Source organism: Pseudacidovorax sp. NFM-22, from assembly GCF_021401245.1.
In the GTDB taxonomy this organism is placed as follows: domain Bacteria; phylum Pseudomonadota; class Gammaproteobacteria; order Burkholderiales; family Burkholderiaceae_C; genus Xenophilus.
On sequence record NZ_JACBFY010000006.1, the window covers coordinates 53,662 to 67,638 of the forward strand.

At 69.1% G+C, this 13,977-nt stretch carries 13 protein-coding genes; 4 read left to right on the top strand and 9 right to left on the bottom strand.

Annotated features, from left to right (window positions below; genetic code table 11):
• Positions 1-19: 19 nt before the first annotated feature.
• Genes L0984_RS20535 through L0984_RS20555 form a run of 5 tightly spaced genes read right to left on the bottom strand, consistent with a single transcriptional unit; the run spans position 20 to position 3,222 of the window.
• Positions 20-1,207, bottom strand: coding sequence for a vWA domain-containing protein (locus L0984_RS20535; RefSeq protein ID WP_234195957.1), 1,188 nt, complete (start codon positions 1,205-1,207; stop codon positions 20-22).
• 3 nt (positions 1,208-1,210) lie between these two features.
• The gene (locus L0984_RS20540) at positions 1,211-1,504 is read right to left on the bottom strand and encodes a type II toxin-antitoxin system RelE/ParE family toxin (RefSeq protein WP_234195959.1); all 294 of its coding nucleotides are present in this window, start codon (positions 1,502-1,504) and stop codon (positions 1,211-1,213) included.
• Between the two features lie 4 nt (positions 1,505-1,508).
• Positions 1,509-1,724, bottom strand: coding sequence for an addiction module protein (locus L0984_RS20545; RefSeq protein WP_017759647.1), 216 nt, complete (start codon positions 1,722-1,724; stop codon positions 1,509-1,511).
• A 1-nt stretch (position 1,725) separates the two neighbouring features.
• A complete protein-coding gene (locus tag L0984_RS20550; RefSeq protein ID WP_234195961.1) occupies positions 1,726-2,334 on the bottom strand; it encodes a GNAT family N-acetyltransferase in 609 nt (202 codons plus the stop codon).
• 45 nt (positions 2,335-2,379) lie between these two features.
• Complete coding sequence (locus tag L0984_RS20555) at positions 2,380-3,222, bottom strand: AAA family ATPase (protein WP_017759645.1); 843 nt, start codon at positions 3,220-3,222, stop codon at positions 2,380-2,382.
• A 142-nt stretch (positions 3,223-3,364) separates the two neighbouring features.
• Between L0984_RS20555 and L0984_RS20560 the strand changes: the two genes are divergently transcribed.
• Positions 3,365-4,048: a c-type cytochrome gene (locus tag L0984_RS20560; RefSeq protein WP_234195962.1), complete on the top strand. Its 684-nt coding sequence runs from the start codon at positions 3,365-3,367 to the stop codon at positions 4,046-4,048.
• Between the two features lie 107 nt (positions 4,049-4,155).
• Here L0984_RS20560 and L0984_RS20565 read toward each other — a convergent pair whose 3' ends face one another.
• Positions 4,156-5,001: a class III extradiol dioxygenase family protein gene (locus L0984_RS20565; RefSeq protein WP_234195964.1), complete on the bottom strand. Its 846-nt coding sequence runs from the start codon at positions 4,999-5,001 to the stop codon at positions 4,156-4,158.
• A gap of 20 nt (positions 5,002-5,021) precedes the next feature.
• The gene (locus tag L0984_RS20570; protein WP_234195966.1) at positions 5,022-5,375 is read right to left on the bottom strand and encodes a protocatechuate 4,5-dioxygenase subunit alpha; all 354 of its coding nucleotides are present in this window, start codon (positions 5,373-5,375) and stop codon (positions 5,022-5,024) included.
• Between the two features lie 81 nt (positions 5,376-5,456).
• Between L0984_RS20570 and L0984_RS20575 the strand changes: the two genes are divergently transcribed.
• Positions 5,457-6,365: a LysR family transcriptional regulator gene (locus tag L0984_RS20575; RefSeq protein ID WP_370646114.1), complete on the top strand. Its 909-nt coding sequence runs from the start codon at positions 5,457-5,459 to the stop codon at positions 6,363-6,365.
• Positions 6,366-7,357: 992 nt separating this feature from the next.
• Here L0984_RS20575 and acs read toward each other — a convergent pair.
• Together acs and L0984_RS20585 are read right to left on the bottom strand one after the other, a co-directional pair.
• Positions 7,358-9,325 (bottom strand): acetate--CoA ligase, encoded by a 1,968-nt coding sequence (gene acs, locus L0984_RS20580; protein WP_234195970.1) that lies wholly within the window; start codon positions 9,323-9,325, stop codon positions 7,358-7,360.
• 26 nt (positions 9,326-9,351) lie between these two features.
• A complete protein-coding gene (locus L0984_RS20585) occupies positions 9,352-11,016 on the bottom strand; it encodes an acyl-CoA synthetase (RefSeq protein ID WP_234195972.1) in 1,665 nt (554 codons plus the stop codon).
• Between the two features lie 151 nt (positions 11,017-11,167).
• Here L0984_RS20585 and L0984_RS20590 point away from each other — a divergent pair, with 151 nt between their 5' ends.
• Together L0984_RS20590 and L0984_RS20595 are read left to right on the top strand one after the other, a co-directional pair.
• Complete coding sequence (locus tag L0984_RS20590) at positions 11,168-13,174, top strand: hybrid sensor histidine kinase/response regulator (protein WP_234195973.1); 2,007 nt, start codon at positions 11,168-11,170, stop codon at positions 13,172-13,174.
• Positions 13,171-13,944 carry a response regulator transcription factor gene (locus L0984_RS20595; RefSeq protein ID WP_234195974.1) on the top strand — a complete coding sequence of 258 codons (774 nt, stop codon included), beginning with the start codon at positions 13,171-13,173 and terminating at the stop codon, positions 13,942-13,944. The genes L0984_RS20590 and L0984_RS20595 overlap by 4 nt, the downstream gene beginning before the upstream one ends.
• Positions 13,945-13,977 lie beyond the last annotated feature (33 nt).

The window sequence follows — 13,977 nt, forward strand, 5'->3', positions numbered from 1 at the left end:
CGGAGCCGGCTGCCTTGTGTTATTTCGACAGCAGCCGCATCGCGTCTTCCAGCCCCTTGAGCGTGAGCGGGAACATGCGCTGGGACATCAGCTGCTGGATCACCGAAATGCTCTGGCGGTACTGCCACACGCCCTGCGGCTCGGGGTTGATCCAGGCGAACTTGGGGAAGGCGTGCGTCAGGCGCTGCAGCCATTCGGCGCCGGGCTCCTCGTTGTTGTATTCGACGCTGCCGCCGGGCTGCAGGATCTCGTAGGGGCTCATGGTGGCGTCGCCCACGAAGACCAGCTTGTAGTCCTTGTTGTACTTGCGGATGATGTCCCAGGTCGCGAACTTCTCGCTGAAACGGCGGCGGTTGTTCTTCCACATGAAGTCGTAGACGCAGTTGTGGAAGTAATAGAACTCCAGGTGCTTGAACTCGGTCTTGACGGCCGAGAACAACTCTTCGACGCGCGCGATGTGCTCGTCCATGGTGCCGCCGACGTCCATCAGCAGCAGCACCTTGACGTTGTTGTGGCGCTCGGGCCGCATCTTGATGTCGAGGTAGCCGGCGTTGGCGGCGGTGCGGCTGATGGTCTGGTCCAGGTCGAGCTCGTCCTCGTGGCCCTCGCGCGCGAAGCGGCGCAGCCGGCGCAGCGCCATCTTGATGTTGCGCGTGCCCAGCTCCTGGGTGTCGTCGTAGTCCTTGTAGGCGCGCTGCTCCCACACCTTCACGGCGCTCTTGTTCTTGCCGACGCCACCGATGCGGATGCCCTGGGGGTTGTAGCCGCCATTGCCGAAGGGCGAGGTGCCGCCGGTGCCGATCCACTTGCTGCCGCCCTCGTGGCGCTCCTTCTGCTCTTCGAGGCGCTTCTTGAGCGTCTCCATCAGCTCGTCCCAGCCCATCTTCTCGATGGCCGCCTTCTGCTCGGGCGTGAGCTCCTTTTCCAGCACCTGGCGCAGCCAGTCGAGCGGCACCTCCTTGGTGAAGTCGGTGAGCATCTCCACGCCCTTGAAGTAGGCGGCGAAGGCACGGTCGAACTTGTCGTAGTGCTTCTCGTCCTTCACCAGGGCGGTGCGGCTGAGGTAGTAGAAGTCGTCCATGCCGAAGGCATCGTCCGAGTTCGGGCCCACCACGTCGGCCTGCAGGGCCTCCAGCAGCGTGAGGTATTCCTTGACCGACACGGGCAGCTTGGCCGCGCGCAGGGTGTAGAAGAAGTCGATCAGCATGGGTCAGGCTCCTGGCCAGCGGTCGGGGCTTTGGCGGAAATGGACGCAGGCCAGCACATGGACATGATGGCCGTCTATCCGATAGTGCAGGGCGTAGGGGAAGCGGCGCAGCTTCGCGCTGCGATAGGCACCAAGCCCGTGGCGGAAACGCTGCGGATCGCGCGAAAGCAATTCCACCAGTGCGGCGACGCTGCGCAGGAGTTCGGCGCCAAGGCCCGTTTGCTTCGCTTCGTACCACTCGAAGGCCATGCGCAGGTCTTGCTGCGCAGGCTTCTCGAGATGCACTTCGAACTGCATCGACTCAGAGCCGGACGCCCAGCGACGCGGCGAGTTCGGCGGGCGTGCATGCGGTGCCGGGATTTGCCTGAACCCACGCCCAGCGACGGTCGAGCTCGGCCTTGAGTTCTTCGCTCATCGGCGGCATGAGGTCCTGGTCGATGCTGTCCCAGAGATCCTCGACGAGTTGCAGCTTCTCGTGCACACCGAGTTGGGCGATTTCTTTCGGGAGCGCGCTCATGTCAGCCTCCTGAGACAAGACGGGGTTTGTCCAGCAGATACAGCAGCTGCGCCTTCACCTCCGGCCATTCGCCGGCGCGCACGCTGTACATCACGGTGTCGCGGATGGTGCCGTCGCGGCGCAGGGCGTGGCCGCGGATCACGCCGTCCTTCTTGGCGCCCAGGCGCTCGATGGCGCGCTGGCTGGCGAAGTTGAAGTTGTCGGTGCGCCAGCCCACCACGTGGCACTGCAGCGTCTCGAAGGCATGGCGCAGCAGCATCAGCTTGCAGGTGGTGTTGACATGCGTGCGCTGCACGCGCTGCGCGTACCACGTGTAGCCGATCTCCACCCGGCGGATGGCGGGCACGATGTCGTGGTAGCTGGTGGTGCCCAGCACCGTGCCGCTGGCCTCGTCGAGCACCGCGAAGGCCAGGCGGTTGCCGTCGTCGCGCATCTTCAGCGCCTGGGCGATGTAGGTGGCGGTGTTCTCCGGCTCCGGCACCGAGGTGACGCGGATGTTCCACAGCGCGCCGTCGGCGGCGGCCGCGGCCAGGCCGGCCTCGTGCTGCGGGGTGAGCGGCACCAGGCGCACGCCGCGTTCGCTCAGTTCAACGGGTTCGACGAAGGCCATGGCAGCTCGGCGCGGTCAGGAGGGTCGTGGGCGTGCGGCGACGGCTCAGCGGTTGTTGCGCTGCATGAAGACCAGCTTCTCGAACAGCGTCACATCCTGCTCGTTCTTGAGCAGCGCGCCCACCAGCGGGGGCACGGCCACCTTCTCGTCCTTGCTCTGCAGGGCTTGCAGCGGGATGTCCTCGGCCACCAGCAGCTTGAGCCAGTCGAGCAGCTCCGAGGTCGACGGCTTCTTCTTGAGGCCGGGCAGGCCGCGCACGTCGTAGAAGGTCTTCATCGCCGCGGCCAGCAGTTCCTGCTTGAGATCGGGGAAGTGCACCTCGACGATTCGGCGCATGGTCTCGGCGTCGGGGAACTTGATGTAGTGGAAGAAGCAGCGGCGCAGGAAGGCGTCGGGCAACTCCTTCTCGTTGTTGGAGGTGATGAACACCACCGGCCGGTGCTTGGCCTTGATCAGCTGGCGCGTCTCGTAGCAGTAGAACTCCATCCGGTCCAGCTCGCGCAGCAGGTCGTTGGGGAATTCGATGTCGGCCTTGTCGATCTCGTCGATCAGCAGCGCCACCGGCTCGTCGGCCGTGAAGGCCTGCCACAGCACGCCCTTGACGATGTAGTTGTGGATGTCCTTGACCCGCTCGTCGCCCAGCTGCGAATCGCGCAGGCGGCTGACGGCGTCGTACTCGTACAGGCCCTGCTGCGCCTTGGTGGTGGACTTGATGTGCCACTGCAACAGCGGCAGGCCCAGTGCGCTGGCGACCTCTTCCGCCAGCATGGTCTTGCCGGTGCCCGGCTCGCCCTTGACCAGCAGCGGGCGCTTGAGGGTGATGGAGGCATTGACCGCCAGCATCAGGTCCTGCGTGGCGACGTAGTTGTCGGAACCCTTGAATTTCATGGATGGCTTGCAGTGGGGAAAAGCGGGAGGGAGGTGCGCCCGATGCACGTGCGATCAGGGCTTTCCAGCGGGTCGGCGCAAGGGTCGGCTTCCTATAATCGCCCGCCGATCCCCCAAGTCCTCACGAGATTTTGCGCGCAAAATGAACAAGCTGTTGACCACGATGTTTGCCCTTGCTGTCGCTTGCGTGACCAGCGTGGCCTCTGCGCAGAAGGTGACGGGCAATGCCGACAACGGCGCCAGGAAGGTGGCCATGTGCGTGGGCTGCCACGGTATCGTGGGCTACCAGGCCAGCTTCCCCGAAGTGCACAAGGTGCCCAAGATCGCGGGCCAGAGCGCCGGCTACATCACGGCGGCGCTCACCGCCTACAAGGGCGGCGACCGCAAGCATCCCACCATGCGCGCCATCGCCGACACCCTGACCGAGCAGGACATCGCCGACCTGGCCGCCTACTACTCGGCCCTCGGCATGAACGACGGCGCGGCCCCGCCCGCCACCGCCAAGCCGCCCAGCGACAAGGTCCAGGCCCTGATCGCCCGCAATGCCGAGAACAGCTGCACCAAGTGCCACGGCGCCAACTTCAACACCCCCAACGACGCCACTGTGCCCAAGCTGGCCGGCCAGTACGGCGACTATCTCTTCGTGGCGCTCAAGGCCTACAAGACCAGCCACCCGATGGTCGGCCGCTCCAACGCGGTGATGAGCACCCAGGTCAAGCCCTACAGCAACGCCGAGCTCAAGCAGCTGGCCCAGTACATCGCCTCGCTGCCGGGCGAACTCAAGACGGTGCCGGAGTCCGAGCTGCACCGCACCGCCAGCAAGTAAGTCAGCGCTGTCGGTCCCAGGACGAAGAAGGCCTGCGAGGCGAACGCCCGCAGGCCTTTGTTCATGGGGCGCTTGGCTTACCGCCCCGGCTGCGCGGGGCGCATGGTTCAGGCGGTCTCCAGCGCCATCAATGCTGTCGCCGTGTTCGAGATCGGCAGGTGGTAGTTGGCGTGCACCTTGCGCACCGACGGGCCGGCCGCCGTCAGCGCTGCGCGCATGGCCAGCCACATGAGCAGTTCCACGCCCTGGGTGCCCGCCTTCTCGACGATCTCATGCACGGAGAACTGCGTGGCCCACTCCGGGTTGGTGAGCAGGCTGTCCATGAACTGCAGGTCGAAGCGCTTGTTGATGTGGCCGGCGCGCGTGCCGTCGAGCTGGTGCGACAGCCCGCCCGAGGCGACGAAGAGCACGCGCCGGTCCTCGCCCCAGGTCGCCACGGCTTCGCCGACGGCCTTGCCCAGCGCATAGACGCGGCTGGCCTTGGGCAGCGGGAACTGCACCGTGTTGATGCACACCGGCACGATCGTCACCGGCCACTCGCCCTGCGGCCACAACAGCTTGAGCGGCAGCGTGCAGGCATGGTCGACCAGCATCTCCTGGCAGCTGACGATGTCGAACTCGCGCTCGACCAGCGTGTTGATCAGCTGCCACGACAGCGCCGGCTCGCCGCCCACCGGCGGCTGCGCCGGAATGCCCCAGCCCTCGTCGGCCGAGGCGTACTGCGCCGCTGCGCCGACGGCGAAGGTCGGCATCTTGTCGAGGAAGAAGTTGAGCCCGTGGTCGTTGTAGAACAGGACCACCACGTCGGGCCGGGCCGTCGCCAGCCAGTCGTGCACGGGCGGATAGCCGTCGAAGAAGGGCTTCCAGTAGGGCTCGGCCTGCAGGCCTTCATGGATCGCCTTGCCGATGGCGGGAATGTGCGAGGTACCGATGCCGCCGATGATCTTGGCCATGGGGTGTCTCCGGGTTGGGGTCACTGGAAGTTGGCCGCGACGAGCCGGGCCTTGAATTCGTCCTTGGACAGGCCCGTCTGCTGGGCGCCGATGTCCTGCATGTCCAGCTTGAAGATGCCCGCGAACTTGGCCAGGTAGTAGGCATTGCCGCCCGCCGCAATGAGCTGCAGCACGTTGCGCGCACGGATGGCCGCCGCCTGCTCGGCATCGAGGCCGTAGCGGCGCATGTAGCCCTCCTCGTCGGCCATGAAGGCCTGCCGGTTGGCTTCCTCGTTGAAGGAGAAGCACATCTTGTTGAGCGCATAGCCCTTGCGGGCCTGATCGCCGTCGAACAGGGTGGTGCCCTCGATGGGCGCTGGCGTGCGAGTGTTCATGCGGTCTCCTCGTCGATCCCGTGGTGATGGAAGGCCGCCAGTATTCGCCCGTCGTTGCCAAAGATAAACCGATGGATCATCATGGATCGCATGAGCGATTTCGATTGGTCCGATCTGGACGCGCGGCTGCTGCGCCTGCTGGTGGCGGTGGTGGAGACGGGCTCCATCACCGGCGCGGCGCAGCGCCTGGGCGTGACGCAGTCGGCGGTGAGCCACCTGCTCGACAAGCTGCGCGCCATCACGGGCGACCCGCTCTTCGTCAAGTCGGGCCGTGGCATCGTGCCGACAGCGCACGCGCAGGCACTGGCGCCGCAGGCGCGTGAGCTGCTGGCGCAGCTGCAGGCCTTTGCGCGGCATGCCCGCTTCGATCCCGCCGCCTGGCGCGGTGTGCTCACCGTCGCGGCCAATGACTTCCAGCGCGAGGTGCTGCTGGTGCCGCTGGCCGCGCGGCTGCGGGCGCAGGCGCCGGGGCTGGTGCTGCGGGTGCTGCCTTCGGACGTGCCCACGGCCGAGATGCTGCGCAGCGGCCAGTGCCAGTTGGTGGTCAGCCCGCGGCCACCCGAGGGCAGCGACATCGTGCAGAAGCGCCTGTTCGAGGACCGCTGGCGCGTCTTCTACGACCCGGCCGTGCGCGAGGCGCCGACCACGCGCCGCGAGTGGCTGGCCGCCGACCATGCCACCGTGGTCTATCCGCCGCAGCGGCGCATGGCGCTGGACGAGGCGCTGGCGGCGCGCGGCATCGAGCGGCATTTCGTGGTGACGGTACCGGGCTTCGCGGGCCTGCCGGCCTTCCTGCGCGGCACGCCTTTGCTGGCCACGGTGCCGGGGCTGCTGGGCGAGGGCCTGATGCGCGAGTTCGCCAGTGCGGCGGTACCGGTCGCGTGTCCGCCGTTGCCGATGTACATGGTGTGGCACCTGCGGCATCAGCAGGACGCGGCCCATCAATGGTTGCGTGAGCAGTTGGTGGCGGTGGTGCCGGCGCGGCGCTGAGTGTTGCGTTGGGCGGTGGCGTGCCTACGTCGGGGTTGCCCAGGTCGCGCGGTATGCACGGGGCATGTGGGCATGTGGGCATGGGGTGCGTGGGTGCTTCGCATCCATCTGTCGCGGGGCAGCAGTGGCGTGCACGGGTCGCACGGGTCGCCTTGACGGTAATCCGGCAGAGGACGCCGGCATGCGTGCTGCCGGTGCACGCTCGCGCTGACCGGCTTGCTGCGCATGAAGGGTGCTCGCTCTCCACCGACGCGCCTTCTGCACTGCACGGCGCCGCGAATGGCACCTCCGCACGCACACCGGCATCCTCCGCCTGGACGCTGCGCCCGAACTGCCGGGTTCGACCGCCCAGATCCTCACTCCGTTCGCCCTGAGCCTGTCGAAGGGCAGAGCGGCGCGCGGCGCAAAGGCGGGCCGTCCTCGTCCGCCTCAGTTCAACCTCGACGGGCGAGGCTTCGACAGGCTCAGCCCGAACGGTCTGGGGTTGACTGGCCCACATTGCCCCACGCCCCCACGCCCCCACGACTCCACGACTCCACGACTCCATGACTCCATGACTCCATGACTCCATGACTCCATGACTCCATGACTCCATGACTCAAGGGCTCACGGCCCAACCTTAAAAGGGGAGGGCTCGAGCGCAGCGTCGAGGCGGAGGATGCCGGTGTGCGTGCGGAGGTGCCATTCGCGGCGCCGTGCAGTGCGGAAGGCGCGTCGGTGGAGAGCGAGCACCCGCGCTGTGCAACAAGTCGGTCAGCGCGAGCGTGCACCGGGAGCACGCATGCCGGCGTCCTCTGCCGGGTCACCGTGACGGCGACCCATGCGACCCGTGCGACCCATGCGACCCATGCGACTCATGCGACCCATGCGGCCCATGCGACCCATGCGACCCATGCGACCCGAACGACCCATGCGACCCAAGACCCAACCGACGCAATCGCCCAGGCATGCGGCACCGGGCGACGCCCGCCGAAGCCCAGGACCCCGCGTCCTCAGTTCGTCTGCGCCAACTGCTCCAGGATCGCCGGGTTCTCCAGCGTCGACGTGTCCTGCGTGATCGCCTCGCCCTTGGCGATGCTGCGCAGCAGGCGCCGCATGATCTTGCCGCTGCGCGTCTTCGGCAGGTTGTCGCCAAAGCGGATGTCCTTGGGCTTGGCGATCGGCCCGATCTCCTTGGCCACCCAGTTGCGCAACTCGTTGGCCAGGGCCTTCGCCTCCTCGCCCGTCGGGCGCGGCCGCTTGAGCACCACGAAGGCGCAGATCGCCTCGCCCGTCGTGTCGTCCGGGCGGCCCACCACTGCGGCCTCGGCCACCAGGTCGGTCTTGGCCACCAGCGCCGACTCGATCTCCATCGTGCCCATGCGGTGGCCCGACACGTTCAGCACGTCGTCGATGCGGCCGGTGATGGTGAAGTAGCCCGTCTTCGCGTCGCGGATCGCTCCGTCGCCCGCCAGGTAGTAGCGGCCCTGGAATTCTTCCGGGAAGTAGCCCTTGCGGAAGCGCTCCGGGTTGCCCCAGATCGTGCGGATCATCGACGGCCAGGGTCGCTTCACCACCAGGATGCCGCCCTGGCCCCAGGGCAGCTCGTTGCCCGTCTCGTCCACCACCGCGGCCGCGATGCCCGGGAAGGGCAGGGTGCAGGAGCCCGGCACCAGGCCCGTCGCGCCGGGCAGCGGCGTGATCATGTGGCCGCCCGTCTCGGTCTGCCAGAAGGTATCGACGATGGGGCAGCGCCCGCCGCCCACATGCTGGTGGTACCAGGTCCAGGCCGCGGGGTTGATCGGCTCGCCCACCGAGCCCAGGATGCGCAGGCTCGACAGGTCGTAGCGGGCCGGATGCACCGCCTCGTTGGCCTCGGCCGCCTTGATGAGCGAGCGGATGGCCGTCGGCGCCGTGTAGAAGATCGTCGCGCGGTGCGCCTCGATCATCTGCCAGAAGCGGCCGGCATCGGGGTACGTGGGCACGCCCTCGAACACGATCTGCGTCGCGCCCAGCATCAGCGGCCCGTAGGCGATGTAGGTGTGGCCGGTCACCCAGCCGATGTCGGCGGTGCACCAGAAGATGTCGCTGGCCTTCATGTCGAAGGTCCAGTGGCAGGTCAGGGCCGCATGCAGCAGGTAGCCGCCGGTGGCGTGCTGCACCCCCTTGGGCGTGCCGGTGGAGCCCGAGGTGTAGAGCAGGAAGAGCGGATGCTCCGCCTCCACCCATTCGGGCTCGCAATGCTCGCTCTGGCCCTCGACCAGCTCGTCCAGCCACAGGTCGCGCGGCGCCTGGAAGGGTACGGCCGCGCCGGTGCGCCGCGCCACCAGCACATGGCGCACGCTGGCGCAGCCGCCCTGGGCCAGGGCCTCGTCCACGATGGCCTTGAGCGGCAGCTGCTTGCCGCCGCGCACCTGCTGGTCGGCCGTGATGACCAGGCAGGCGCCGGTGTCGGCGATGCGGTCGCGCAGGGCGTGGGCGGAGAAGCCGCCGAACACCACCGAGTGGATGGCGCCGATGCGCGCACAGGCCTGCATGGCCGCCACGCCGTCGATGGACATGGCCATGTAGATGACGACGCGGTCGCCCTTCTTCACGCCCAGGGCGCGCAGCGCGTTGGCGATGCGGTTGACCCGCACCAGCAGCTGGCGGTAGCTGACGTGCGTGACGGCGCCGTCGTCGGCCTCGAAGATCAGCGCCGTCTTGGCGCCCAGGCCGCGCTCGATGTTGCGCTCCAGGCAGTTCCAGCTGGCGTTGAGGGTGCCGTCGTTGAACCACTCGAAGAAGGGCGCGCGGCTGTCGTCCAGCACGCGGGTGAAGGGCGTCTTCCAGCCCACGTACTCGCGGGCCAGGCGGCCCCAGTACCCCTCGGGATCGGCCTCGGCCTCGGCGACCAGGCGGTCGTAGGCGGCGCGGCCGGAGACATGGGCCTTCGCGGCCAGGGCGGTGGGCGGGGGATAGAGGGCGGCGGTGTCGCTCATGGTCGTCTCCGTCAAGGGAAAAAGGGTCACTCGATGGCGCGGGCGGAATGCACCCGCTCGCGCAGCACGAACTTCTGGGTCTTGCCGGTGGAGGTCTTGGGCAGCTCGCCGAAGACGATCCGCTTGGGCATCTTGAAGCGGGCCAGCAGCGGCCGGCAGAAGTCCAGCAGCGTGGCCTCGTCCACCGCCATGCCGGGCTTGAGCTCGACGAAGGCGCAGGGCACCTCGCCCCACTTGGCATCGGGCATGGCCACCACGGCGGCGGTCAGCACGGCGGGGTGGTGGTGCAGCGCGTCCTCCACCTCGATGGACGAGATGTTCTCGCCGCCCGAGATGATCACGTCCTTGCTGCGGTCGGTGATCTTCACGTAGCCGTCGGGATGCAGCACGCCCAGGTCGCCGGTGTGGAACCAGCCGCCGGCAAAGGCCTCCTCGGTGGCGCGCGGGTTCTTGAGGTAGCCCTTCATCACCGCATTGCCGCGGAAGAAGATCTCGCCCACCGTCTCGCCATCGGCTGGCACGGGCTGCAGCGTGGCGGGGTCGAGCACCGTCACCGCCTCCTGCAGCGGATAGGGCACGCCCTGGCGGCCGTTGAGCCGTGCGCGCTCGACCGGCGGCAGCTGGGCCCACTCCGGCTTCTGCGCACACACGGCCGAGGGGCCGTACACCTCGGTCAGGCCATAGACATGGGTGATGGCGATGCCGGCGGCCTCGCAGCCCTCGATCACGGCGGCCGGCGGCGCCGCGCCGGCCACCAGGCCCTGCACCGGGTGGTCGATGCCCGCGCGCAGCGCGGCGGGCGCGGCGATCAGCAGGCTGTAGACGATGGGCGCGCCGCACAGGTGCGTGATGCGGTGCTCGCGGATCAGGCCATAGATCACCGCCGGATCGACGCGCCGCAGGCACACGCTGGTGCAGGCCATCAGCGCCGTGGTCCACGGAAAGCACCAGCCGTTGCAGTGGAACATCGGCAGCGTCCACAGGTAGACCGCGCCCGGGGGCAGGTTCCAGGCCAGGGCATTGCTGGCCGCGTTGAGGTAGGCGCCGCGGTGGTGGGTGACCACGCCCTTGGGGTTGCCGGTGGTGCCGCTCGTGTAGTTGAGGGCGATGGCGTTCCATTCGTTGGAAGGCGGCTGCCAGTCGAAGGCGGGGTCGCCGGTGGCCAGCAGGGCCTCGTAGCCGATCTCGCCCAGCCGGGCGCCGGGCGGCGCCGTCTCGTCCTCCACCTCGATCACCAGCGGCCGGTGCGGGCCCAGGGCGCTCAGCGCCTGCGCCACCACGCCGGCGTACTCGCGGTCCACGAGCAGCACCTTGGCCTCGCCATGCTGGAGCATGAAGGCGATGGCCTGGGCGTCGAGCCGGGTGTTGAGCGTGTTGAGCACGGCCCCCGTCATGGGCACGCCGAAGTGGGCCTCGTACATGGCCGGCACGTTGGGCAGCATGCAGGCCACCGTGTCGCCAGGGCCCACGCCGCGCTGCGCGAGGGCGCTGGCCAGGCGCCGGCAGCGCTCGTAGGTGGTGGCCCAGCTCTGGCGCAGCTCGCCATAGATGAGCGCGGTGCGCTGCGGAAACACATGCGCCGCCCGCGCCAGGAAGGACAGGGGCGTCAGCGCCACGAAATTGGCCGCGTTGCGGTCCAGGCCGAGGTCGTAGGGATTGATGTGCGTCAAGCTTGTCTCCTGCGCAGTCATGCCATCGTTCGACGGCGGTCATTTGTTGGCTTGGGGTCAGCCACATGCAGCAGACTCCGCCGCCGCAAGGGATGCGCTTCACGAATCCAGCAGCATTCATGAAGCGCATCCCAAGGATGAACCCCGAAGATTGCAGGAGACGCCGCCGAATATGACGAATGTTTGCAGCCCTGCTGCAGCCGACGACGGCGGCGGCCCGGCGCCCCTGCAGCGCTACGTCACGCTGCAGACCGGCCTGGACATGCTGGACGACGGCATCTCCATCTTCGATGCCGAGCTGCGGCTGGTGGCCTGGAACAAGGCCTACCTGCGCCTCCTGGGCTTTCCGCCCGAGCTGGTGTGGCTGGGCGCACCCTTTCGCGACTTCATGGTGTTCAACGCCCGCCGCGGCGACTACGGCGCGGGCGACCCCGATCAGCAGGTGGAAGAACGCATGGCGCTGGCCCGGCGCTTCGAGCCGCACGACGTGGAGCGCACCCGGCCCGACGGCCGTGTGCTGCGCATCCGCGGCCAGCCAGTGCCGGGCCTGGGCTTCGTCACCCTGTATTCCGACGTGACCGAGCGCCACCGCGCCGAGGCCACCATCCGGCGCCAGAACGCCGAGCTCGAAAGCCGCGTGGCCGCACGCACCGCCGAGCTGCAGCGCAGCGAGCAGCGCGTGCGGCTGGTGATGGACTCCATCCCGGCGCTGGTGGCGTACTTCGATGCTGGCCGCGTCTACCGCTACCTCAACCGCGGCTATGCGGACTGGTTCGGCGTGGACACCGCGCGGCCCGAGGGCGTGAGCGCGCGCCGCTTCCTGGGCGAGGCGGTCTATGCGCATGTCAGGCCGCATGTCATGCGCGCCCTGGCCGGCGAGCCGCAGAGCTTCGCCTACGACCTGCGCACGCAGGACGGCCAGACCCGCACCGTGCGCACCTCGCTCGCGCCCGAGCGAGCGGCGGATGGTCGCGTGGCGGGCTGCTTCGAGCTCACCTTCGACATCACCGAGCAGCGCCGCGCGCAGGAGCTGGTGGCGAGGGCGCAGAAGCTGGAATCGCTCGGCCACCTCACCGGCGGCCTGGCGCACGACTTCAACAACATCCTCACGGTGGTGATCGGCAACCTCGACGCGCTGCTGCGCCGCGGCGCAGCCGACGACGAGGCGACGCGCGAGTTCGCCCAGCCGGCCCTGGACGCCGCCCGCCGCGGCGCCGAGCTGGTGCGGGCGCTGCTGAGCTTTGCGCGCCGGCAGCCGCTGCAGGCGGCCTCGGTGCACGTGGGTGCGCTCATCGAGACGGTGGCGCGCCTGGTGCGCCGCGCGCTGCCCGACACGCTGGCGCTGGAGGTGGACGCCGGCCCTTCGGCGCTGTGGACCTGGATCGACGCCACGCTGCTCGAGCAGGCGCTGGTCAACCTGGTCCTGAACGCGCGCGACGCCACCGGGCCGCTGGGCCGCATCGTGCTGCGGGCGCGCGCCGCCCGGCTCGATGCCGCCCGGGCGGCGCCCCTGCAGATGTCCGCCGGCGACTGCGTGTGCATCGAGGTGCAGGACGATGGCTGCGGCATGGACGCCGACACGCTCGCCCGCGTGTTCGAGCCCTTCTTCACCACCAAGCCGCCGGGCAGCGGCACGGGCCTCGGCATGGCCGTCGTCTACGGCTTCATCCGCCAGTCGGGCGGCGCCATCGACCTGCGCAGCACGCCGGGGCAGGGCACCACCGTCACGCTGTGGCTGCCCGCGGCCGAGGCACCCCCGCCCGAGGCCGATGAACTGCCGCCCGGCCAGAGCGCCGCACCGGCCTCGCAGGGCCTGGCGCTGCTGGCCGACGACGACGCGCAGGTGCGCCGCGTGATCCGACGCAGCCTGCTGGAGCTGGGCTACTCGGTGCTGGAGGCCGAAAGCGGCGCCGAGGCGCTGCAGCTGCTGGCCCACATGCCGGGCCTGGCGCTGGTGCTGTCGGACGTGCAGATGCACGGCCCGGTCGACGGCGTCGCCGTGGCCACCGCCGCCTGCGCCTTGCCGGCGTCGGACGGCGCGCCGGCACCTTCCGTGGTGCTGATGAGCGGCCACGCGCCCGAGGCCATCGCCCGGCCGGCCGGCGTGCCCGTGATCACCAAGCCATTCACCGCCGAGCAATTCGCGCGGGCCATCGAGGAAGGGAGACGACCGCCATGAACACGCCACGCCACGGCATGCCCCCAGCACCGGGTGCGCGCAGCCCCGGCGCCCACGACGAGGGCGGCGCGTCCGACCTCATCTACGTGATCGAGGACGAGCCCGAGGTGGCGCGCATCGTGCGCGCCACGCTGCAGGACTTCGGCTTCGCCTGCGAGGTCTTCGCGAGCGGGGCGGCGGCGCTGCGCCGGCTGCAGGTGGAAAAGCCCGACCTGTGCATCATCGACCTGGGCCTGCCCGACATGGACGGCCTGGACCTGATGCGCCGCATCACGGCGGCCAGCAGCGCCGGCGTGCTGATCCTCACCGGCCGCGGCCACCCTGCCGACCGCGTGATGGGCCTGGAACTGGGCGGCGACGACTACGTGACCAAGCCCTTCGAGGCGCGCGAGCTGGTGGCGCGGGTGCGCAGCATCCTGCGCCGCCGCGGCCAGGCGGGCGCTGCTGCGGCCACCCAGCGTCGCCGGGCGCGCTTCAACGGCTGGTGCATCGACTGGGCCTCGCACGTGCTCACCGCCCCCGATGGCACCGAGCACCTGCTGGGCACGGCCGAGGCGCAGGTGCTGCGCAGCTTCATCGAGCGGCCGCACCAGATCCTGACGCGCGAGCAGCTGCTGGGCACGCGCGACCTGCTGCCCACCGACCGCAGCATCGACGTGCGCATCTCGCGCCTGCGCAAGAAGATCGAGGCCGACACCGAGGCGCCGCAGGTCATCAAGACCGTCTACGGCGCGGGCTACCTGTTCGCGGCCAATGTGGAGTGGGACTGAAGTCGGCGTCAGCCTCGCGCAAGCCTCATTGCG